Annotated in this window: 21 protein-coding genes and 1 pseudogene; 18 read left to right on the top strand and 4 right to left on the bottom strand. The window is 38.9% G+C overall.

What is annotated here, in order from left to right; all coding sequences use genetic code 11:
• The first annotated feature begins 19 nt into the window (after nucleotides 1-19).
• The 11 genes from RWN13_RS03285 (at nucleotide 20) to RWN13_RS03240 (ending at nucleotide 9,347) form a co-directional block, all read left to right on the top strand.
• Nucleotides 20-1,471 (top strand): alpha-L-arabinofuranosidase C-terminal domain-containing protein, encoded by a 1,452-nt coding sequence (locus RWN13_RS03285; protein ID WP_314060452.1) that lies wholly within the window; start codon nucleotides 20-22, stop codon nucleotides 1,469-1,471.
• Nucleotides 1,461-1,697, top strand: a complete 237-nt coding sequence (locus RWN13_RS23615; protein ID WP_399553628.1) for a DUF6171 family protein — start codon at nucleotides 1,461-1,463, stop codon at nucleotides 1,695-1,697. The genes RWN13_RS03285 and RWN13_RS23615 overlap by 11 nt, the downstream gene beginning before the upstream one ends.
• A gap of 41 nt (nucleotides 1,698-1,738) precedes the next feature.
• On the top strand, nucleotides 1,739-3,343 hold the full coding sequence (locus RWN13_RS03280; protein ID WP_314060450.1) for a glycoside hydrolase family 43 protein: 1,605 nt from the start codon (nucleotides 1,739-1,741) through the stop codon (nucleotides 3,341-3,343).
• A gap of 257 nt (nucleotides 3,344-3,600) precedes the next feature.
• Complete coding sequence (locus RWN13_RS03275) at nucleotides 3,601-4,122, top strand: hypothetical protein (RefSeq protein ID WP_314060449.1); 522 nt, start codon at nucleotides 3,601-3,603, stop codon at nucleotides 4,120-4,122.
• A gap of 590 nt (nucleotides 4,123-4,712) precedes the next feature.
• Entirely contained in the window at nucleotides 4,713-5,585 is an 873-nt protein-coding gene (locus RWN13_RS03270; RefSeq protein ID WP_314060447.1) for a hypothetical protein, read from the top strand.
• 48 nt (nucleotides 5,586-5,633) lie between these two features.
• A complete protein-coding gene (locus RWN13_RS03265; protein WP_314060445.1) occupies nucleotides 5,634-5,867 on the top strand; it encodes a hypothetical protein in 234 nt (77 codons plus the stop codon).
• Entirely contained in the window at nucleotides 5,867-6,127 is a 261-nt protein-coding gene (locus RWN13_RS03260; protein WP_314060443.1) for a hypothetical protein, read from the top strand. The genes RWN13_RS03265 and RWN13_RS03260 overlap by 1 nt, the downstream gene beginning before the upstream one ends.
• Before the next feature lie 35 nt (nucleotides 6,128-6,162).
• The gene (locus RWN13_RS03255; protein ID WP_314060440.1) at nucleotides 6,163-6,930 is read left to right on the top strand and encodes an alpha/beta hydrolase; all 768 of its coding nucleotides are present in this window, start codon (nucleotides 6,163-6,165) and stop codon (nucleotides 6,928-6,930) included.
• 211 nt (nucleotides 6,931-7,141) lie between these two features.
• A complete protein-coding gene (locus RWN13_RS03250; RefSeq protein WP_314060438.1) occupies nucleotides 7,142-7,849 on the top strand; it encodes an endonuclease/exonuclease/phosphatase family protein in 708 nt (235 codons plus the stop codon).
• 235 nt (nucleotides 7,850-8,084) lie between these two features.
• Complete coding sequence (locus RWN13_RS03245; protein WP_209527366.1) at nucleotides 8,085-8,243, top strand: hypothetical protein; 159 nt, start codon at nucleotides 8,085-8,087, stop codon at nucleotides 8,241-8,243.
• A 183-nt stretch (nucleotides 8,244-8,426) separates the two neighbouring features.
• On the top strand, nucleotides 8,427-9,347 hold the full coding sequence (locus RWN13_RS03240; RefSeq protein WP_314060436.1) for an LCP family protein: 921 nt from the start codon (nucleotides 8,427-8,429) through the stop codon (nucleotides 9,345-9,347).
• Between the two features lie 67 nt (nucleotides 9,348-9,414).
• On the opposite strand, the pseudogene RWN13_RS03235 reads toward RWN13_RS03240, so the two are convergent.
• Nucleotides 9,415-9,914, bottom strand: a pseudogene (locus RWN13_RS03235) (ClbS/DfsB family four-helix bundle protein).
• 174 nt (nucleotides 9,915-10,088) lie between these two features.
• A complete protein-coding gene (locus RWN13_RS03230; RefSeq protein ID WP_314060435.1) occupies nucleotides 10,089-11,354 on the bottom strand; it encodes a serine hydrolase domain-containing protein in 1,266 nt (421 codons plus the stop codon).
• A 388-nt stretch (nucleotides 11,355-11,742) separates the two neighbouring features.
• Between RWN13_RS03230 and RWN13_RS03225 the strand changes: the two genes are divergently transcribed.
• A complete protein-coding gene (locus RWN13_RS03225; RefSeq protein ID WP_314060434.1) occupies nucleotides 11,743-12,216 on the top strand; it encodes a DUF1307 domain-containing protein in 474 nt (157 codons plus the stop codon).
• Nucleotides 12,217-12,257: 41 nt separating this feature from the next.
• On the opposite strand, the gene rlmD is transcribed toward RWN13_RS03225, so the two are convergent.
• Nucleotides 12,258-13,637 carry a 23S rRNA (uracil(1939)-C(5))-methyltransferase RlmD gene (rlmD, locus tag RWN13_RS03220; RefSeq protein ID WP_314060433.1) on the bottom strand — a complete coding sequence of 460 codons (1,380 nt, stop codon included), beginning with the start codon at nucleotides 13,635-13,637 and terminating at the stop codon, nucleotides 12,258-12,260.
• A 280-nt stretch (nucleotides 13,638-13,917) separates the two neighbouring features.
• On the opposite strand from rlmD, the gene recX reads away from it, so the two are divergent.
• The 5 genes from recX to RWN13_RS03195 all read left to right on the top strand — a co-directional run bounded on the left by recX (nucleotide 13,918) and on the right by RWN13_RS03195 (nucleotide 18,393).
• A complete protein-coding gene (gene recX, locus RWN13_RS03215; protein WP_314060432.1) occupies nucleotides 13,918-14,718 on the top strand; it encodes a recombination regulator RecX in 801 nt (266 codons plus the stop codon).
• Nucleotides 14,708-15,922 carry an A/G-specific adenine glycosylase gene (gene mutY, locus RWN13_RS03210; RefSeq protein ID WP_314060431.1) on the top strand — a complete coding sequence of 405 codons (1,215 nt, stop codon included), beginning with the start codon at nucleotides 14,708-14,710 and terminating at the stop codon, nucleotides 15,920-15,922. The genes recX and mutY overlap by 11 nt, the downstream gene beginning before the upstream one ends.
• A 29-nt stretch (nucleotides 15,923-15,951) precedes the next feature.
• Entirely contained in the window at nucleotides 15,952-16,641 is a 690-nt protein-coding gene (locus tag RWN13_RS03205; protein WP_314060429.1) for an aspartate/glutamate racemase family protein, read from the top strand.
• A gap of 152 nt (nucleotides 16,642-16,793) precedes the next feature.
• On the top strand, nucleotides 16,794-17,327 hold the full coding sequence (locus tag RWN13_RS03200; protein WP_314060428.1) for a DUF402 domain-containing protein: 534 nt from the start codon (nucleotides 16,794-16,796) through the stop codon (nucleotides 17,325-17,327).
• 214 nt (nucleotides 17,328-17,541) lie between these two features.
• The gene (locus tag RWN13_RS03195) at nucleotides 17,542-18,393 is read left to right on the top strand and encodes an HAD family hydrolase (RefSeq protein ID WP_314060427.1); all 852 of its coding nucleotides are present in this window, start codon (nucleotides 17,542-17,544) and stop codon (nucleotides 18,391-18,393) included.
• Nucleotides 18,394-18,432: 39 nt separating this feature from the next.
• On the opposite strand, the gene RWN13_RS03190 is transcribed toward RWN13_RS03195, so the two are convergent.
• Nucleotides 18,433-18,861 (bottom strand): GNAT family N-acetyltransferase, encoded by a 429-nt coding sequence (locus RWN13_RS03190; RefSeq protein WP_314060425.1) that lies wholly within the window; start codon nucleotides 18,859-18,861, stop codon nucleotides 18,433-18,435.
• Nucleotides 18,862-19,130: 269 nt separating this feature from the next.
• Here RWN13_RS03190 and RWN13_RS03185 point away from each other — a divergent pair, with 269 nt between their 5' ends.
• The gene (locus RWN13_RS03185) at nucleotides 19,131-20,255 is read left to right on the top strand and encodes an AI-2E family transporter (protein ID WP_314060423.1); all 1,125 of its coding nucleotides are present in this window, start codon (nucleotides 19,131-19,133) and stop codon (nucleotides 20,253-20,255) included.
• Nucleotides 20,256-20,482 lie beyond the last annotated feature (227 nt).

Genomic DNA, 20,482 nt, shown 5'->3' with positions numbered 1-20,482 from the left:
TAAGTAAAGGAGATTACGGATGAAATTAACGATAGTAGCCGATAAAAAAGGACCGAAGATTAGCAAATATATTTATGGCCAATTTGCGGAGCATTTAGGTCGTTGTATTTATGAAGGAATTTGGGTAGGAAAAGACTCGGAGATTCCTAATGTTAATGGGATTCGCAGCGATGTGGTAGCAGCTTTGAAACAAATCAAGGTACCAGTTGTCAGATGGCCGGGAGGCTGTTTTGCTGATGAGTACCATTGGCAAGATGGGCTTGGTCCCAAAGAAAATCGCAAAAAGATAGTCAACACTCATTGGGGTGGAGTGACTGAAGATAATGCCTTTGGCACTCACGAATTTTTTGAATTAATTGAACAGCTAGGCTGCGAAGCCTATGTTAATGGCAATGTGGGCAGTGGGACCGTTTTGGAAATGCAAGAATGGGTGGATTATATCACCAATCCTGGAGAATCTCCTATGGCCAGTTTAAGACAGGCAAATCAGCGTCAAGCACCTTGGAAGATGGCTTTTTTCGGTGTGGGAAATGAAAGCTGGGGGTGTGGAGGCAATATGCGACCTGAGTATTATGCCGATTTATACCGTCAGTACCAAACCTATGTCAGGCAATATGGCCCGGAAAAGACTTATAAAATTGCCTGCGGGCCTAATATTGATGATTACCATTGGATGGAGGTTCTGATGAGGGAGGCGACTCCTTTTATGGATGGCATCAGCCTTCACCATTACGCACTAACAGGCCCTTGGGAAGACAAAGGACCAGCTCTGAATTTTCCTGAAAGCCAGTGGAACTCTTTATTGGAGAGCGCGAAAAAGATGGACGAGTTAATTACCAAACATTCACGTATCATGGATCAATATGATCCTGAAAAGCGGGTCGGCTTAATTGTGGATGAATGGGGCTCATGGTTATCGGTGGAGCCAGGGACTAATCCTGGATTCTTGTATCAACAAAATACCATCCGTGACGCCATGGTGGCGGCTGTTACTCTAAATATTTTCCATAAACACGCTTATCGGGTTCAGATGGCGAATATTGCTCAAATGGTTAATGTCTTGCAAGCGATGATTTTAACCGATGGGGCGGAGATGTTAAAAACGCCTACTTACCATGTGTTTGATTTGTATCAAAATCATCAGGAGGCTGAATTAATCACAAGTTTCGGGGAAGAAAATCAGTCGGTGAGTCACACGATTTCGAAAAAAGAGGGGCGCTTAACCCTCACTTTATGCAATACGTCGGTCCAACAGGACATTAGCGTTGAATTAACGAAAACAGGCGGCTATCAAGAACTTGAAGGGCATTATATTGCGGCAAGGGAAATGGATGCTCACAATAGTTTTGCTCAGCCTGAGGCAATTAAGGTAATGCCTTTTGCAGGCTTTGAGGTGTTAGGCGACCAGTTAAGGATTAGTCTACCACCAATGAGTGTGGTTACCATAGCCGAAGTTAGCGATGGGTTGTAGAAACTGTGATAACCAGCAGGGGCTTACGCTCGTAGAGGTTGATCAATTAGTGGCAGAACAGCTGGCTGTTGAAAGTGAGTTGGCCCCAGAGGAACAGCGTCTGGAACGTTTGCAGATTTGTTTGTCATGCCCTTTTTTAACACAACATACGTGCATGAAGTGCGGCTGTTTTGTTAAGTTTAGAGGGGCACTGCGTCTTAAAGCATGCCCAGTTAACAAATGGTAATGATATTTCCAGTAGTTAAAACTAGCTATGGAGGGAATCGAATGAAAGCGAAGTGGTTATTGTGTGGCATGTTATTTGTATCCACGATTGGATTGATGGCATGTATGGAAAGTAAGGCAACAGAAAAAGAGTGGGAAACTGTTGAACAGGAACGGGTTTCCATTCACGATCCCTCCATTTTGAGTCTAAAGGATCGGGATGGGCGACAACTGTATTATCTTTTTGGTAGCCATCTCGCTCAAGCCAAGTCGAAGGATTTACTAACATGGCAAGTTCCATTTACTAGCGAATATGAAAATATGAGGGATAATTTAATCTTTGCTGACACGGATAAGACACTTAAAGAAAGCTTTAAGTGGGCAGGTCATAACGATGCCGATTCAGCTGGTGGCTATAGTATTTGGGCACCTGACGTTTTTTGGAATGAGGCTTATCAGTGGCAGGATGGCAGTTTAGGAGCGTATATGTATTATTATTCAGCAACTTCAACTTGGCGTCGTTCCTGTATCGGGTTTGTTGTGTCAAAAGAACTTGAAGGGAAATTCCAATATGGTGGAACGATTGTTTATTCTGGCTTCACTCAAAAAGATGCTACAGATGGTAGTGAGCGGAACACCAATTACCATAAGACGCATTTAAAACAACTGATTAAAGAGGGAACCCTTTCATCTTTCTCAAACAATTGGGCAAGGGATGGCGTAACTTATAACACAGATTATGCACCAAATGCTATTGATCCTGCTTTTTTCACTGATAAAGCAGGTAAATTATGGATGACCTATGGCTCCTGGTCAGGGGGGATTTTTCTATTGGAAATAAATCCGGCAACGGGAGAACCGCTCTATCCCGGAAAAGATGGAAAAACAACTGATGGCCGGATAATCGATCGTTATTTTGGCACAAAATTGGCGGGTGGTTATCACCAATCGATGGAAGGGCCTTATATTGTCTACGATCAGAAGGCGAGCTATTACTATTTATTTGCTACTTATGGAAGTTTACAAGCTGACGGTGGTTATAACATGCGTCTATTTCGTTCCAAAGAGGTTACTGGCCCTTATGTCGATGCTAAAGGGCAGTCACCTATTTTTGGTAAAACAGATAAAAATGAGCAATTTGGGGTCAAACTCATGGGTAATTATCAGTTTAACGGGATGGATAAAGCTTATAAGTCCGGTGGCCATAACTCGGCATTTATAGCTGATGATGGGCAGTGGTACTTGATTTATCACACCCGTTTTAGCGGTAGTGAGGCACATCAGGTAAGAGTTCATCAAATGGTCATGAACGAAGAGGGCTGGCCTTTGGCGACGCCATATGAGTATCGGGAACCACTGGTCAAAGGTCCGTTTAAGAAAACTGAGATAGTTGGTCGATATGAGGTAATAAAACACGGTACGGATAACAGTCCCGTTGTCAATAAGTCACTAAAGGTAAGCCTTGAGACAAATGGTCAATTAGCTGGTGAGCTAGAGGGGACTTGGGAACTGTCTACAAAAACTTTGGAAATTAAAAGTGAGGGTGTAACGTATCGTGGTGTATTAGCTAAGCAGCCAGAGGAATGCAATCAGCATCAAAAGGTTCTAACTTTTTCTCTACTTGGGGATAATAATGAGGTTATCTGGGGAAGTCAAATAACTCCTTAGAAAAAGCGGTGTGATTGTTACTCATCACACCGCTTTTTCGTTTAGTATGGGAAAACGCTAAAAGATAGAGGGTTTTGTTGTCCTTTGTTTACGAGCAAATCTATAGTAGAATTAATTGAAGGATAGATAAACGTAGGTAGGACTATCTTTCATTGGGCTGTGGTTTGTATAAAAATGAACTGAATGTTTAGGCTTTAAGACGAATATCGAGTTTAAACTCGATTTAGCTATAAATATGGGGCATAAGGAGAGTAATTATGGGCGATTTATTATTTAATGTAGGCGATACAAATTTTTTGTGTTTGGTCAATAAAGAGACGTATCAATCTTTTATTAAAGAAGATTGGGACTTAATTAAAAATCTTATTCCTCATGTCAAAGCTCAGCAACAATTAGGGAATCTCTTGATGTACCAAATGACAGAAGAAGGAATAGAGGATGATTGGGCAATTGCTTATTATGTCAATGAAGAGTATTCTGAAAGTTATCTTAAGAAAGCTGAAAATTATATAGAAGTGACTAATAACTGGCTACATCTAATTGATTATACGTGTTTGACTATGGCAGCCCAGTTTCTAGATGATTTGATTCCTGACAAAGAATGTGAGCCATTTAGTATTAGTATTGAAAATGGATATTATTTGGTTAATACGCTGCTTTATAAAGACGTGGATCGGGGAGTGAAAAGTGGTAATCAAGAAGATTTGGCTTTTTATTTTAAGAAAGTAGAGAAACCGAAAAATAAGTTAAATAAAGGTATAATTTGGTCTGGATTGTAAGCGTTATTGAGGTGTTTTCTGCTCAGGTGGACTCCTAATCGAGCCAAAATAAACTGCTTTCAAGTAAGCTTTTAACTTGGAGACAGTAATCCTTTGAGTTTCTGAGGTTTATGTCTAACCTTAAAAAATATTAGGAAAGCTTATAAAGGCTAGGGGATAATTAAGTAAACGGTAATCTGCAATAAGTAAAACTTATGTGTTTAATGCTGAATAATCGTTCAAAGTCAAAATAAGGAGTTAGTATAGTGAATAGAAAAATGTCTTATTTCAATATAGTCTTAATAACCTTCATAAGCATGTTATTAATTGGTTGTACTTATACTGACGATGTAAATAAGACTGTGGATCAGTTACCAGAAGAGATAAAAAAACTGATACACTGAATTCTAAAGAAGGTTCAATAAATGTGGCTAATACCATGTAAGATCCGCAATTTGATGAGATGACTCAATAGTTTTATGATAATAATTTGTCTGCTTATTATGTTGGGGCCCTTGGTGTTTATGATTGTCGTAATAATGATTTCCCAAAGATTAGTGCCATTGATTTGGTGGATTGTTTAACTGTTTTTAGAGAAGGGGGATGGCAAGGTGGATACAGCGTTAATTCTAAAAAAGAAAGTTAGACAGGGCGAAAAACTATCGGATCAGCAGATCGATAGTTTATTAAGAGAATCTCAAATTATTGAAAGTCTTCTGTTGGCAGATTACCAAATTGATAAGTTTACAGGACTTAGAAAATTAGAGTTTCTGTTACTGGAGTTGTCTGAAATCCCATATACGATTAGACTAGAAAAGACTAAAACCATGTTAACAGACTTGATTAAAGGGACTAAACAGGTCGAAGGTTTTTCGCTTTCCAATGGAGAAAATGGCATTCTCGCTTGCCATCAGGCAATGATGACATTGATTATGATTCGATTTGAAGAAAAGGAATTAGCGGAACACGGGCTAAACTGGATTATGAGGTACCAGATTACTAAAAAAGGGGAAGTCTGCCACTGGCATGGGTGTGATTTATATCAACGTTTTGGTTGTGTTGGCAAGACGCCTTGTTATGATGGCTTGGCAAAATCAATGAAGGCCCTATCTGAGTTTCAGTTTCGATATGGTCAAGAGGAACGGATTCAGCAAAAGTTGAGTGAAGGGATCGCCTATATTTTAGAACACGAAGTCTATAAAACAATGGATCGGTCAGTAACTTTAGGGGGAGATATTACTAAATTGTTCTATCCCTATCCTTATCGGACTAATCTAATCGAATTGTTAACTCTATTAAAAAGTGAAAAGGTCCTGTCTGATATCAGGACAACAGATGCAAAAGCAATCATTCTAAATAAACAAAATTCGGATGGTAGCTTTAATCCTGAGAAAACCTTTATGAAAACTTCATGGGTGGTCTTCGACGAAATGAAAAAAAGCGGTGAATGGATTAGTGATGAAATAGAGCAACTATTTATCTAATGAATGATTTGATACAGGGATCGTATTTAGACGAAAGGATAAGATCATATGGAAAAATTAGAACAGAGAATTCGTCAACTGGAGATTGAACTTATTGGAGAAAAAGTTAAAAATGGGTTGTTGTTTGATAAGTTTGGTGTAACAATAGAAGAATTGAGAGCGTATGCTCACACCAATTTGATTGACTTCCCAGAATCAGAGAAAAATGGTGATATGTATCATTTTTTAACTGGCTTAGTCAAAGGTGAAGCCATGGTTGAGAAGTCTCTTAATGATGAGTGATGGTAGTTAAAATGGACAGACAAGTCGATAAAAGAAAATCTTTCGAGGAAAGACCTTTTGACTATAGCGTGACCAAAGATAACAAACTGATGATTTATTGGCATCGAAAACACGTGAAAACAGTCGTAGGTAAAGAATTTTTGAAACTTAAAAAGAAATTGGATGCTAGTAATAGCTTGGAAGAGCAACTATTGTTAGCGAAAGTTACTGGTAATTTTAAAAGAGGGAATGAAAAAATAAGTGGGGAAAGTTTGTGTTAGTAGCAAACTAAGAGGACCATTGGAGGCATAAATTAATGAAAGAATATATTTTGGATGGGACAGATGTTAAGATTCGCTATCATGATTTTCCAGGTAGGGATACACCGATAATATTTATCCATGGCTTAGGCTGTGCTGGATCTTTTGATTATCCTGACGTCGCTTCGCAACCAGAACTTCACAATCATAGATGTATTTTAATTGATCTTTTAGGTGCAGGTTATAGCGATAAACCGATTGAGTTTAATTACACCATACAAGAGCATGCCCACTATCTCTTAGAGTTTATTAATGACTTGAGAATAGAGACATTTATTTTGTTTGGTCATAGCTTAGGCGGATCAGTAGCATTATCCCTAGCCAGTTTATGTGAAGAAAAGATTAGTCATCTCATCCTTACTGAAGCCAACTTAGACAGCGGAGGCGGCTTCACAACAAAAGTAATTGCCTCGTATAGTCAAACTAAGTTTGTGACTACAGGGTTTAGCGACATGATTAAAGAAAACCGACTTAATTCCAATGAAATGTGGGCCTCTTCTTTTTCTCTATGGTTACCGCAAGCTGCTTATCAAGTTTCACAATCTGCGGTTAAGGGACAAACCCCATCATGGAGACAGATTCTGTATTCACTCAATTGCCCAAAAACATTTATTTTTGGCGAGTACAATTTGGATGATCCAGATGTAATGGTTTTAAGCGATAATAATATTCGAGTTGATAACATAAAAAATGCTGGCCACTCAATGGCCTGGGAAAATCCTCGTGATTTAGCAAGAGCGATTAAGGACAGCATTGTACAGTAGTTTAGAAGAGTGCGGAATTAGTAAATGAGACCAGGGGAAAATAAGCGAAGAGGCTTAAAAATATGTTACGGATTGGCGCGTTTAGTGGAATAAAAGATAATTGTCTGGTTGAAAAGACATCGAATTTGATAGAGAGACTAAATAAGACAATAAAGTAAGTCGGCTAATCAATGAATGTGCGGACCATACCAATCGATAGGGGGCGTCAATAATGACGATAATGAGAGTAGGTAGCTATAATGTAGCGGCTGGTTTGCTGCCATCACCAGAAGTGATTCGACAGAGTATTGAAGAGCATCAGCTGGAAATTGTTGGGCTACAAGAAGTAGATAGTCAAACTAAGCGGACGCCTTATAATATGTTAAATGAAATAGCTAGTGAAGCATTTAGGCACAGGGTGTTTAACTCTAACCTGTTATTTGAAGGCGGCCAATATGGAAATGGGATAATTTCAAAATGGCCATTTATAAGTGAAGCATATGGTTATTTTAAGAATCGCAAGGATTTGGGACAATTGGAACGACGGGGGTATCAGCATGTCATCATTGAAAAGGCAGGAAAGAGGGTCAGTTTTTTTAACACCCATCTTTCATTTGAAAATCAGCAATTGCGCCAAAGCCAGTTCAATGAGTTGCTAGTTGAATTAAAAAATGACCAGACGGAATACCAAGTTGTGGTTGGGGATTTTAATACGGATCAAAGGATAGAGGAGTTTGACTTGATTAAGACTTGTTATAAAGGCGTAAATGGTGCCGAGGGAATATGGCGGGAGACCTTTAACCGAGGGGATATTGGAATGCGGACAAGATGTATTGACAATATTTTTTTTAGTTGCAATATCAAATTAATCAGCTGGGATGTCGAGGAATCGCTGGTCTCAGATCATTATTTGTTGTACGCTGTTTTGGAGTTAGATTAAATAACGAAAAAATACATAATTATAGAGAGAAAAGATATATTTCATCAAAAAAATTTCATTTTTCAATAACGATATAGTAACATTTTCTTCAATAATTACTGGTAATATATAGATATTAGCTAGTTATGTATTTCTGAACGGCTAATAGACCAAGCATTCCCAGTAGCTAGCTAATGAGTGGCTGCCGACAGGAACGGTGGTCACTTTTGAAATAGTAGAAAAGGAGGGATAAGAGATGACATATAGAGATGGATATGGCGAATACCGGCTGTCTCTTGATTTGGAAACGCAATTGTTCAAAGTGTATTTACCTGATAATCCACAAATTTGTGGCTATGGCACAACGATTGAAAAGGCGCTTCAAGAATTAAGTAGACAAAAGGAGCCAGTATAGATGAGTGATCTGGAATTGGATTCACGATAAGAGGTGTATTGTAAGTTAGTTTACAGTACACCTTTTTAGTGTGCTCATTTCTTAGTAGGAATTAAACATTTAGTAAAGACTTCTAAACAGACTTTACTATTTTTTTTGCTTGTGGTTTAATTATCATAGTATTGAGAAAGTGCGGGGTGACATATGTCTACAGGAAAAAAAGTGTTTTTGAGTATTTTAGCTATTATGCTTGTGATTATTATAGGGATTGGTGGTTATGCGGCTAAGGTCTATTTTGATGTTAAGGGAACAGCAAATGAGATTCATCAACCGACAACGCGGAAACAATCGGAAAAACGTGAACAACCAGTTAGTATAGATGCTGGAGAGCCTTTTTCTGTCTTATTACTTGGGTTGGATACAGGGGACTTAGGGCGTGACGAACAAGGTCGTTCTGATACGATGCTAGTTGCAACTATTAATCCGAAAAATAATCAAACGACCCTTGTCAGTATTGCTCGTGATACGTACACGGAAATTGTGGGCAATGGCACGATGGATAAAATAAACCATGCCTACGCTTTTGGTGGTGTTGACATGGCCATGGATACCGTTGAGAATCTCTTGGATATTCCGTTGGATCATTATGTGACCATCAACATGAAGGGGCTTAAAGAGCTTGTTGATGCTGTTGGTGGGATAAATGTTGAAAATACGCTGGAGTTTAGCCAAGATGGAACGGATTTTCCTTTAGGGACAATTAAATTAAATGGTGAGGAAGCTTTGTCTTATTCACGGATGCGTTACGAAGATCCGAAAGGCGATTATGGACGTCAGGATCGCCAGCGTAAAATTATCACTGCGATTGTTAAAAAGTCTTTAAGTCTCTCAACCATTACTGGCTATAAATCAATTTTGGATACCATTGGTTCTAATATGAAGACTGACTTATCATGGGAAGACATGGTAGATTTACAAAGTAAATATAAGAATGCCTTTGGTAATATCAAGCAAGATACCTTACAAGGACAGGGTGTTATGCGTGATGGCGTTTCTTATCAAGATATTGCGCCAGAAGAACTAGCCCGAGTTCAAGGGATCTTAAAAGCTCAATTGGAAAAATAAACTATTCGTGATAAAGTTATTGCCACGAAAACAATCCCCGACAAGTATATGGCTTGTCGGGGTTATTTTATAATGGGTGTTTTTTCCATTTGCAAATTTTAGTTCTAAAGCTTTTAAAAGGTGCAACGGTATTGAGGTGCACCCATTTCCAAACAGGCTACATAGCGTTTGTGGTTGCCCACTTTCGTTGTCCTGACTCGAATAAGTCTTTAGTGGGCATAGTTTCAACCCAATCACATAGGTTGTTTACGGCTATTTTGAGTTGGTCTTTTTGTTCCAGAAGGGATGAGCGGCCAGTCTCATAAAAAGACTGATACAACCCTCCGAGATTATTCCACTTATTGTCGGGCGAGGGGACGTCTAATCCATTTTGTTCATCTTGTTCCCACTGCAGCAATAAATTGACCCAACCGAGTTGATAGGACAATATTTCTGAGGGGTTCTGTCTACTTCGATTATTCGTTTGTCTTTTAATGCTTCGGGAACAGTATCAAAATCAGCCACTAGTTTTTGCAAACTGTGTCTGATTTTGTTTGTTAATTCTTGGCTACTTGAATAGATTATCATGAAGGTTCTCCTTTTTATGAAAAATAGTAAGACATATGTTCATTAGTGATGGGCTTTAATAAAGTGTAAGCTCTGACACAAGAGTCAAGCGAGAAATGATTAATAAAAGAGTGAGGGCTTTTAAGTAGTCACTAAGGAAATAAGGCTAACCTTTATAAAGGCAGCCTTATTTTATTATGCCAATAACTTGAAGATTTCTTTTGTCAGATTGGCATTCGCTGACTTAGGGTAGATATAGTTGCTAAATGTTATGATGCCAGTGCTACCATCTGGGGAGAACGCGAGGGTGGGTTCAAATCCAACAAGAACACCATGTCCGTTTATTGATTGTTCATTATGATAAAAACCAGCAGCGTAAGTGTAGTCAAAAGCCAATTTTGGACGGGTCCAGAGTTCGGTTAAACTATTTTTGGTGATCAGTTTGCCATCTAGCAAGGCTTGGATAAAGGTAAACATGTCTCCTGTTGAGGAGTAAGCATTGCCAGTGCCTGTTTCGGAGGCAAAGGTACTGTCTGCTGTTTTAATTGGGTTAAGGTATGGGTCGCTTTTACTGTCAGATGAAACCGCATGTTTAGGATTGGCATAAAAATTTTGATAAAATCCAGTCTGTTGCAGGTTCAATTTAGTGATTATTTGGGAAGTGAAATAATCCTGATAGGATTGCCCCGAAAGTTGCCGAATAATACCTGCTAATAAGGTGTAATTGACTGGTGAATAATTCCATTTTGTTAAAGGTGAGTACGTGGCATTATTAAGGGCGTAGTTTATTGTATCTTCTTCTGATCCGCTTTGAGAATTGAATCCTTTGATCTGAAGTCCAGAGGTCATATTTAGTAATGACTTAATTGTAATCTGATTGCTGTTAGGAATATTTGGATAAAAATTAGAAAGGGGGGTATCCATCGTGAGCAACCCATTTTCAATCAAGGTCATAATCAAAACGGCAGTATAAGCTTTTTGGACAGAGGCAATCATAAATTCAGTAGTGGGATCATTTAATCGTTCCTCAGATTTATCGGCATAGCCGTAACCTTTTTCTAAGACAATCTGATTATTTTTGATGACGAGAACTGAACCAATAAAACCTGTGTCACTAATTTTACGTTCAATTTGTTTTGTTAAGTCAGGAAATTGGTCACCCTTGTTGGTTTGTCCGAAAACCATTCGAGGTTTTTTTTTCTCTTCTTCTTGGAGCTGTTGGGTATTTAAATCAATTTTTTTTTGTAAGTCTGTATTCTGTTCGGTTAATATAGCGATTTGTTGTTCATACTTCGTGAGTTTTTTTTCAGTGGTTTTAGCTAATTGTGGTTCGTAGTAAAAGTGATAAAAACTGAAGACCGCTACACTGCCTAATAGGAGGCCGAAGAAGAAAAAGAAACGAATATATCGTCGTTGTCGTTTTCGTTGTAATTTCATTTGTTGTTTTCGCTTGTTTTCCATAAAAGCCCCCTGTAAAGCTAAAAATCTTTCTTTTAAAATAAAATTGAATGTCCGATAGCTAATTGGTGTGTTATAGATTAGTTATATCACTTCTGAGATTAAAGATAAACACTTTTCAGCTATCCTTACAAAGACGTAAGATTTGGGTGGATCAAGATTATCAGCTCATGTCTGGTGTTAATGGATTGTGTAATTTATTTAATAAATTTATCTAAAAAGAAAAACGAGATAACTTATCGTTCACTTTTAACAAATTAAGTGTTATTAAACTTAAAATGATTAATTTATGAATAAAATGATAATTCTATGTATTTATAAATGATAATGTGATATCATTAAAGGGGCCTTTTTAAAAGGTTAATAATAGAAAATGAGTGAATGGCTTATTATGAGTGAAAAAAATAATATAAAAATGTTTGGTTTTATTTGCATGATATGGATGATGATAAGTTTAGCTGGGTGTGCCAAGGAACAATCGGCGACTTATTTAATAGATGAAGAAGACATAAAAACTGAAGTGACACTTAAAGCTAAGGGGGATGAAGTTTATCAGCAAGTTGCTACTAGTCGCTTAACCTATGATAATTTAGCGGTGTTAGATGAAAAAGAGGCTAAATTAAAAATGGCTGAACGTTCTTCCTTATATAAAGGAGTGGCGGGTGTTGAATACGGAGTCAGCTATAGCAATGAAGTGGTAGTTGAAACGGTCACGATTGATTACCAAGAGGTGGAGTGGAGTGAGTTAGCTGAAGTAGAAGGTTTTTTTATTAGCTCAAGCGAAATAAAAAATGGTATCAGTTTTAAAGGAACTACGGAATTGTTGGAATCTTCGGGAGCTCAAAAAATAAAGAGTGATTCCTAGTAAAAGAGAGTGAAACAGAGGTTACTCTGTTCCACTCTCTTTTATGCTTTAAGGGTTAATTTAGCAACGACCTCTGCCCGGGCAGTTTGTGGAAACATATCCACGGATTGTAGATAGTCAACCGTATATTTTCGTGTTAGTTTGACTAAATCACGAGCCAAGGTAGAAGGGTTACAGGAAACGTAAACTAGTTTTTTACTTGGATAACGTAAAAGAGCTTGGATGAGGGTTTCATCTAAACCTGTTCGTGGTGGATCAACGACGATGCCGTCAGGTTTAAAGCCATTTGTGAACCAGTGTGGCAATAGCTCTTCAGCGGTGCCTACTTCATAGCGACTGTTTGTGATGCCTAAACGTTCGGCATTGCGACGAGCATCGTCGATAGCTGCTGGAATGGTATCCATACCACGAACTCGGCTAACTTGCTTGGCTAGGCTTAAGCCGATGGTACCGACGCCGCAATAAGCATCAACAATCGTATCCGTTGGCTGCACATCAAGGGCTTTTCGTGCTTCTTCATAAAGAATAGCGGTTTGTTCAGGGTTTAGTTGGAAGAAGGCTCTTGGTGACAGGTCGAAAACTAAATCACCTAAGTGTTCCTCAATGCTTTCTTTTCCCCAAAGGTGTAGGGTCTCGTCTCCCATGACAAGAGAAGTCTTTTTTTGTTGAATATTTTGCATAATGGAGACAACTTCTGGTATGGCTTCGGTCAATTCAGCGATCAAGGCCTGTTTTTTTGGTAGTTTAGGGCTATTGGTGATAAAAACAAGTTGCACTTCTTTGGTGGCGATGCCCACACGAATCATGATTGTTTTAACAATCCCACTATTTTTTTGTTCGTCATAGATCGGTATGCCATATTTATTTAGTAAGGCGACTATTTTATTGAGGGTGGTCATGGTTGCGGGTTGTTGAACCAAACAGTCGTCAATGGCAACTAATTGATGAGAGTCTGCTTGATACAGGCCCGCTTCAGTTGTTCCCTCATGATTTTGGCGTACTTGGAACTGTAATTTGTTTCGGTAATGCCAGGGAGTTTCCATACCAAGGGTAGGCAATAGTGTGTAGTCTTGATAATCAGCTGGTTTGTATTTAGCCATAGCTTGTTTAACTACGTCTTTTTTGAAATCCAACTGCGACTCATACTCTAAGTGTTGCAACTGGCAACCACCACATTCGTCGTAAACTCGACATGGCGGAGTGACACGATCTGGCGCTGCTTTGTTTATTTGGATTAGACTAGCTTCAACGAAACGAGGCATCACCTTCGTGACCTCTGCTGTGATGGTTTCGCTTGGCAAGGCACCAGGGACAAAGACGATGGTTTTTTTGAAATAACCAATGCCTTCACCGTTAATGCCTAAACGTTTGATTGGCAAGGTCAGTGTTTGCCCTAGTTGGATATTATGATTTGTTTCCATTTGGATCACCTTTTTCATTATTGTTTCAGCTTATTTATTTTAGCACAGAATCAGCTGAAAAGCTGTTGAAGTTGAAGAAGGCATGATTTTCTGAGACATTCCTAAGAGTTGTTTAGGATTAAACTTGAGAAATATGTTAAACTGTGAAGAGAACGTTTGTTTGTTTTAGTGGCAGTCCAGTTATTCTTAGCAAGGGATTAATTCTTGTTAGTCAATTGTTTGTAGAGAGAAAACCACTAGTTAAAATAGAAGCTGTATAATAAATAAGGGGTTGAAGACGATGGAAACCATCAAAAGTATTTCGAAAGAAAAAAATAATCAGTATAAGGTCTGGCTTGAAGCAGGTGGCTCTTTTTATGTGTCAGAGGATGTGTTAGTACGACAACGGCTCTTAAAGGGAATGGAAATTAGCGACGAAGTGATAGCTACAGCTAAAAAAGAAAGCCAGTTGGATCATGGTTATCAAATGGCGTTAAACTATTTGAGTTATCAATTGCGCTCGCAAAAGGAACTGGAAGATTATTTAAAGGGGCGTGAAATTGATTGGCAGAGTATTACTGAAATCATTAAGCGCCTTGAAGATCTTAAACTCATCGATGATGTGATGTATGGGGAAAGTTATGTTAGAACCCAGATGAGAACGTCTGATAAAGGACCTAGTGTGGTACGTCAGCAATTGAAACGCCGTGGTATTAAAGAGGACGTCATTGAAGAAGTTCAGCAACTATATACCGAGGAAGAGCAGATTAGAGTAGCCCTTGAAGTGGCTACAAAAGCTGCTAGGAAATATGCGCGAAACAGTCATTATGAGCGTCTGCAAAAAATCAGACAATACTTGATGACAAAAGGCTTTAACGGGGACATTATCACGGCGACACTGGAAACTTTATCGATCGAAAAAGATGAAGAAGAGGAAGAAAATCTTTTAGAAATTCAGGGGGATAAGTTATGGCGAAAAAATCAGCGTTTTGATGCCAAGAAACGGAAACAAAAAGTAACACAGTCCTTGTACCAAAAAGGCTTCAGTTTTGATATAATTAATGCCTATATTAGTCAGAAAGAGATGGAAGATGAAGAGTAAAAGTGAGATACCAGATGTTCGCTTGAAGCAGCTGGTTGTTAAATGGAATGAAAAAAAGATTGCTGATTTTCAAGCAGATTTTTTGAATTGGTATGAACAGGAACGCCGTTTGTTACCTTGGCGGGAGAATCAAAATCCTTACCGAATTTGGGTGTCGGAAATCATGTTGCAACAAACTCAGGTAGTCACAGTGATTCCTTTCTTTTATCGGTTTATGGAATGGTTTCCAACTATTAAAGCCTTGGCAGAGGCGCCAGAGGAACGCTTGTTAAAAGCTTGGGAAGGTCTAGGCTACTATTCACGGGTTCGCAATATGCAAGTTGCGGCGCAACAGGTCATGGAAAATTTTGATGGCGAGATGCCTAAAACGATTGAAGAGATTAGCACGTTAAAAGGGATTGGGCCATATACGGCAGGTGCGATTGCTAGCATTGCCTTTGATTTGCCAGAACCGGCGATTGATGGTAATGTGATGCGAGTTTTTAGTCGATTGTTTGAACTGGATGATGATATTGCCAAACCAGCTAGTCGGAAAACCTTTGATTATGTAGTTCGCAAGGTGATTTCCCATAAAGATCCCAGCAGTTTTAATCAGGCAATTATGGATTTGGGGTCAGGAACTTGTACGCCAACTAGTCCTAAATGTGAGAGTTGTCCCCTTAAAGTCTATTGCGGAGCCTATCAAGCAGGGACTATGACGAACTATCCGGTAAAAAGCAAAAAAGTTAAGAGCCGTCCTGTTTATTATTTAGCGCAGGTTGTACGCAATCAGTCTGGGGCTTATTTGGTAGGTCAACGTCCAGACAAAGGTCTTTTAGCTAATTTATGGACGTTTCCGTTAGTGGAAGTTTCAGGAGACGAATACGGAGAGATGCGTGGTCAATGGCAAGATTATCAACAAAGCCAGGAGTCTCAAGTTCGCTTGGATCTAGTGGCTGAAGATTCCCTTGATTTAAGGCAATGGGTCGAAAATAACCGTCAAGATACTGATGTCATTTGGCAAAAACAACCTTTAGGCGAGGTAACCCATGTCTTTAGTCATTTAAAGTGGCATATTTTAGTTACTTATGGGGTGACGAAAGGCTCTGCTTATGAACTAAAGGACAAAGAGCGCTGGTTGATGCCTGAGGAGTTCAAGGAGTACGCTTTTCCGAAGCCACAGCAAAAAATAGTGGAGCTGCTTGAAGGTCACAATTATTTGTAGCATAAAATCGATGCGAGGAGATGTCAACAATGAAAACCATTGGATTAATTGGAGGGATGAGCTGGGAAAGTACCGTTGATTATTATCGATTGGTAAACGAAGTGATAAGAAGAGAACTGGGCGGTCTTCATTCGGCTAAAGTAGTGCTTGTCAGTGTTGATTTTCAAGAGATTGAAACCTATCAGTTTGCGGGAGAATGGGATAAAAGTGCTCAAGTTTTGATCGAGGCTGCTAAAGGGCTTGAGGCAGCTGGGGCTGATTTTGTTTTGATTTGCACGAATACGATGCATAAGATTGCCAACCAGGTGGCGTCAGCGATTAGTATCCCCTTATTACATATTGCCAAGGTGACAGGGGAGGCGTTAGAAGAGCGGAAGATAAAAAAAGTCGGGTTACTGGGGACTGTTTTTACTATGGAGCAAACTTTTTATCGTCAGGAAATTGAGGCAAAAGGCATTGAGGTAATTGTTCCAAATCAGGTGGACCGTGACGTTGTCAGCCAAGTGATTTACGAGGAGCTTTGCTTAGGAACTCTTAGTGAGGACTCTCGTCGGACTTATTTGCGTATTATTGCTGAATTGGCGGCTGAAGGAGCTGAGGGCATTATTTTAGGCTGTACGGAGATTGGTTTGTTGGTTAACCAAAATGATACCGTAGTTCCATTGTTTGATACAACGAGAATTCATGCGGAAAGGGCCGCATTAAAATCATTGGAGTAACCCTCGTAAATTTGCATTATTTTCTGGACTCAGCTATTATTTAGGTATTTTATTCTAGCTATCAGCCTTATTTATGATATAATAATTCTGATGCCGGTGTAATGAACACCCTAACGAAATGGCTGAATCATTTCACAGAAAGTAGGGTACCTATGCGTGTTCCTAGAGAAGGGGAATTCATCACCATTCAAAGCTATAAACACGACGGCAATTTGCATCGAACATGGCGTGATACCATGGTATTAAAAACGAGTGAGCATTCGCTCATAGGGGTCAATGACCATACTTTAGTGACGGAGTCTGATGGGCGTAGATGGGTAACGCGGGAGCCTGCTATTGTGTATTTTCACAATAAATATTGGTTCAATGTAATTGCGATGATTAGAGAAAAAGGTGTCTCTTATTACTGCAATTTAGCCTCACCTTACCTCATGGACGAAGAAGCTTTAAAGTATATTGATTATGACTTGGACATTAAAGTCTTTCCTGATGGCGAAAAGCGCTTGTTAGACGTAGATGAGTATGAAGAGCACCGTAGACAAATGAACTATCCCGCTGAGATTGACTTTATCTTAAAGGAAAATGTCAAAATTCTCGTCGATTGGATTAATAATGGTTATGGTCCTTTTTCTCAAGAATATGTTGAACTATGGTATGACCGCTACCAGCAATTGTCACGTAAGTAGCAAGAAGTTAGATGAATTCTAACATAAGCAAAAGGTTAGAACTAAAATGCGTTATGACGTGAGCGACTTCCAAGGAAGCTACGCAAGCAACGTTACTGCTTAAGTAGGTTACAAGAAGTTGCAATGTCAGCATTTTTTCTACCAATTAATGAACTGTCAGCTGGTTTAGTGGCAGTTCTCTTTTTAATGAATTGTTCATGTAAGGAGGATAATGATGAAAGTTGTTTTTTCGGATGTTGATGGCACGTTTCAAGAGTTGGGAAAGCCCATTCCTCACGTAAATATAGAAGCGGTGAATGCCTTGCAAGAGGCGGGGCATCGTTTTGTTTTTGTGAGTGGGCGAAATTACCAGCAAATCAAGATGGTTTTAACTGAAAGTAATCTTGATTGTGATCTTATTTTCAGTAATGGGGCTGGCTTTAAGCTAAGAGGGGAAGACCCTCGTTTTACTAAAACATTAACTTTGGATCAGTTTAAGTTTATTGTTAAGATCTTAGAGGAGAATCAGATGTTTTATCATGTTCATACCAGTGTTGAAACTTACTTGAAACCGATTCATCACTACACGGACCACCTCAAACAGCTTAGACTAGACTTGGCTTTTATGGGGCAGCAGGGGATTGAAGCGATGGATTTTAAGGAAGATTATTTTACCAATGTCTGCGAGCATCATGAAGACTTGGTCAGTTATTTTGAGAAGCATCCTGAGATTAAATTGTTAAAGGTCGAGTTGATGGAAGGGAACGATCAGAATCGTGATCGTCTAAAAGGAATTTTTGAAGAAGCAGGTTATTCGGCGTTTTCGACTTTTCCAACGGTGTTGGAAATTATCGATCCTCAAAGTAATAAAGGCGCTGCAATCGAAGGCTATATTCAACAGTTTGATAAGGTGACTTCATACGGAATTGGGGATGGAGATAACGATCTTTCGATGTTTGCAGCGGTTGACGTTTCGGTGGCTGTTGGCAATGCGCCCCAAGCCATTCAAGAGAAGTGTGACTTAGTGGTTCGGGACTGTAAGGATGGTGGCGTTGGGCATTTTATTTTTGAGCAGATTATCGATTAATGGAATAACGTGCCATTTCATAGTGGCACGTTATTTTTGTTACAGTTCTTTTTTCATCATGTGATGGGGGATGTTGGCGTCTAAAAATTCTGGTCCATCAGTGTGATAGCCTAATTTTTCATAGAAGCCAATGGCGGTGTTTTGGGCACCAAGAATAATTTCTTTGAAGCCGTGTGCCGCGGCAATTTTTTCTGCTTCGCTCATTAATTGTTTGCCAAGTTGAAGACCGCGTCCTTCTTTTAGGACGGCCATTCGTTGCAATTTTGCTATGTGATGCTCTTTTTTTAGTAGGCGGCAAGTAGCCATTGGCTGAGTGTCACTGTATAGGACGAAGTGGAGACAGCCTTCTTCGCCGTCAATTTCAATCGCTTCAGAAACGCCTTGTTCTTTTATAAAAACCTCTCGCCGGATTGCTAAGGCATCTTGGTAAATCGCTGTGCTTAAATCTTCTGTATATCGAACGGTCATTAATAGTTCACCTCATAGTTTGATTTCTTTTTATGATAGTACAAACGAGTAGCATAAAGCAAGTTAAATAATCAGTCTTAAGTGGGATGTCAGGCCTTTAGATTTTCAGTTATAATGGAGATGTTCCGCTTTTAGAGGGCTATTTTTATCCCTTTGCGAGGAAAATAAGAGCATTTTAGGGGTAAATACTTTATACTAACAGAAGAACAGAATTATGGTGTCAGTCAAGTGCTTATGATAGCGCGTGATAATTGAAGGAGGAAATATCATTGTTTGATAAACTTAAACAATCTAAGTTAATGTTTTGGTCGGTGGAGTTGTTGGTCATCGCAACGTTTATTTTAGTTTCTTCGAAAATAAACTTTATGTTTAAACCGGTGGCAACGTTGTTTACAACTTTATTTGCCCCAATTTTAATAGCAGGCTTTTTTTATTACATGTTGAATCCCTTAGTCAAGTTGTTAATGGACAAAGCAAAGATGAAAAAGAATTTGGCTGTGGCTTTAGTATTCGTCTTGTTGTTAGGCGTTTTAGTTGTCTTTATTGGGGCTGTTATTCCTAATTTAGCGAAACAAATCGCTTCATTAGCCAGCAGTGTTCCGGATATTGTTAAAGGCATTGAATCGTGGGCCAATGAAATGATGAATCATCCGTTGTTAAAAAATGTGAATTACCAGGAATACATTGACAAACTTGATCTGTCATTTGGCGATATATTTAAAAATGTGGTCAATGGTTTATCTACTAGTTTGGGGTCAATTATTTCATCTGTGGCCAGTACGACGATGTTGATTGTAACGGTGCCATTAATTTTATTTTACATGTTAAAAGATGGGGAGAGATTTGTTCCATCCATTTCTAAGTATTTGCCAAAAGGCCATGCAGGTGAAATCAAAGAACTATTAAGCAAAATGAGTGACACGATTTCTGCTTATATTAGTGGACAAGCCTTAGAGTGTTTATTTGTGGCAGTGGCGACGATTATTGGTTATTGGGCAATTGGAGTCGAATATGCCTTTTTATTCGGTGTGATTGCAGGGATCACTAATATGATTCCTTACTTAGGTCCTTACATTGGCTTAGCGCCTGCGGTTTTAGTGACGGTCTTTGATTCACCGTTTAGAGCGGTTTTAGCCTGTGTGGTCGTCTTAGTTGTTCAACAAATTGATGGTAACTTTATCTACCCACTTGTGATTGGCAAAAGCTTGGACATTCATCCACTGACGATTATCTTAATTTTATTGGTCGCAGGAAATATTGCTGGCTTGGTTGGAATGATTTTAGGTGTTCCTTTCTACGCAGTCTGTAAAACGATTTTCATCTATGTTTTTGACATTATCCAACTCAATCGCAAAAAAGAATTGATGGATGGTTCCAGTAAACTAATTAAATAATTCTATATATTGATAAATCGTATCATTTATGATACGATTTTATCGTATATTATTAACATGAGATGATGAGCTAAGTGCCACGTCTATCATGATGGAAAATCCACTGATTGTTATGACTACATAATATAAAACAGTGGCTAAAAGGGATAGCGAGTTCCGAGACAAATGAGAAGTGAGCGGTATGGCATTTGCTCAGTGAGCTACCACCCTAAACAAAAGGAGAGAAC

The organism is uncultured Vagococcus sp. (genome assembly GCF_963518325.1).
GTDB lineage: Bacteria > Bacillota > Bacilli > Lactobacillales > Vagococcaceae > Vagococcus_D.
Note: the sequence above shows the minus strand (reverse complement) of the source record. Positions and strands in the feature narration are given on the sequence as shown.

What these genes read in the sequence shown, in the direction of transcription:
- RWN13_RS03190 (WP_314060425.1), bottom strand. Translation starts at nt 18,861, where the DNA reads ATGACCGTTCGATATACAGAAGATTTAAGCACAGCGATTTACCAAGAT.
- RWN13_RS03250 (WP_314060438.1), top strand. Translation starts at nt 7,142, where the DNA reads ATGACGATAATGAGAGTAGGTAGCTATAATGTAGCGGCTGGTTTGCTG.
- RWN13_RS03255 (WP_314060440.1), top strand. Translation starts at nt 6,163, where the DNA reads ATGAAAGAATATATTTTGGATGGGACAGATGTTAAGATTCGCTATCAT.
- rlmD (WP_314060433.1), bottom strand. Translation starts at nt 13,637, where the DNA reads ATGGAAACAAATCATAATATCCAACTAGGGCAAACACTGACCTTGCCA.
- RWN13_RS03265 (WP_314060445.1), top strand. Translation starts at nt 5,634, where the DNA reads ATGGAAAAATTAGAACAGAGAATTCGTCAACTGGAGATTGAACTTATT.
- RWN13_RS03260 (WP_314060443.1), top strand. Translation starts at nt 5,867, where the DNA reads ATGGTAGTTAAAATGGACAGACAAGTCGATAAAAGAAAATCTTTCGAG.
- RWN13_RS03205 (WP_314060429.1), top strand. Translation starts at nt 15,952, where the DNA reads ATGAAAACCATTGGATTAATTGGAGGGATGAGCTGGGAAAGTACCGTT.
- RWN13_RS03200 (WP_314060428.1), top strand. Translation starts at nt 16,794, where the DNA reads ATGCGTGTTCCTAGAGAAGGGGAATTCATCACCATTCAAAGCTATAAA.
- RWN13_RS03225 (WP_314060434.1), top strand. Translation starts at nt 11,743, where the DNA reads ATGAGTGAAAAAAATAATATAAAAATGTTTGGTTTTATTTGCATGATA.
- recX (WP_314060432.1), top strand. Translation starts at nt 13,918, where the DNA reads ATGGAAACCATCAAAAGTATTTCGAAAGAAAAAAATAATCAGTATAAG.
- RWN13_RS03280 (WP_314060450.1), top strand. Translation starts at nt 1,739, where the DNA reads ATGAAAGCGAAGTGGTTATTGTGTGGCATGTTATTTGTATCCACGATT.
- RWN13_RS03275 (WP_314060449.1), top strand. Translation starts at nt 3,601, where the DNA reads ATGGGCGATTTATTATTTAATGTAGGCGATACAAATTTTTTGTGTTTG.
- RWN13_RS03230 (WP_314060435.1), bottom strand. Translation starts at nt 11,354, where the DNA reads ATGGAAAACAAGCGAAAACAACAAATGAAATTACAACGAAAACGACAA.
- RWN13_RS03285 (WP_314060452.1), top strand. Translation starts at nt 20, where the DNA reads ATGAAATTAACGATAGTAGCCGATAAAAAAGGACCGAAGATTAGCAAA.
- RWN13_RS03195 (WP_314060427.1), top strand. Translation starts at nt 17,542, where the DNA reads ATGAAAGTTGTTTTTTCGGATGTTGATGGCACGTTTCAAGAGTTGGGA.
- RWN13_RS03240 (WP_314060436.1), top strand. Translation starts at nt 8,427, where the DNA reads ATGTCTACAGGAAAAAAAGTGTTTTTGAGTATTTTAGCTATTATGCTT.
- mutY (WP_314060431.1), top strand. Translation starts at nt 14,708, where the DNA reads ATGAAGAGTAAAAGTGAGATACCAGATGTTCGCTTGAAGCAGCTGGTT.
- RWN13_RS03245 (WP_209527366.1), top strand. Translation starts at nt 8,085, where the DNA reads ATGACATATAGAGATGGATATGGCGAATACCGGCTGTCTCTTGATTTG.
- RWN13_RS23615 (WP_399553628.1), top strand. Translation starts at nt 1,461, where the DNA reads ATGGGTTGTAGAAACTGTGATAACCAGCAGGGGCTTACGCTCGTAGAG.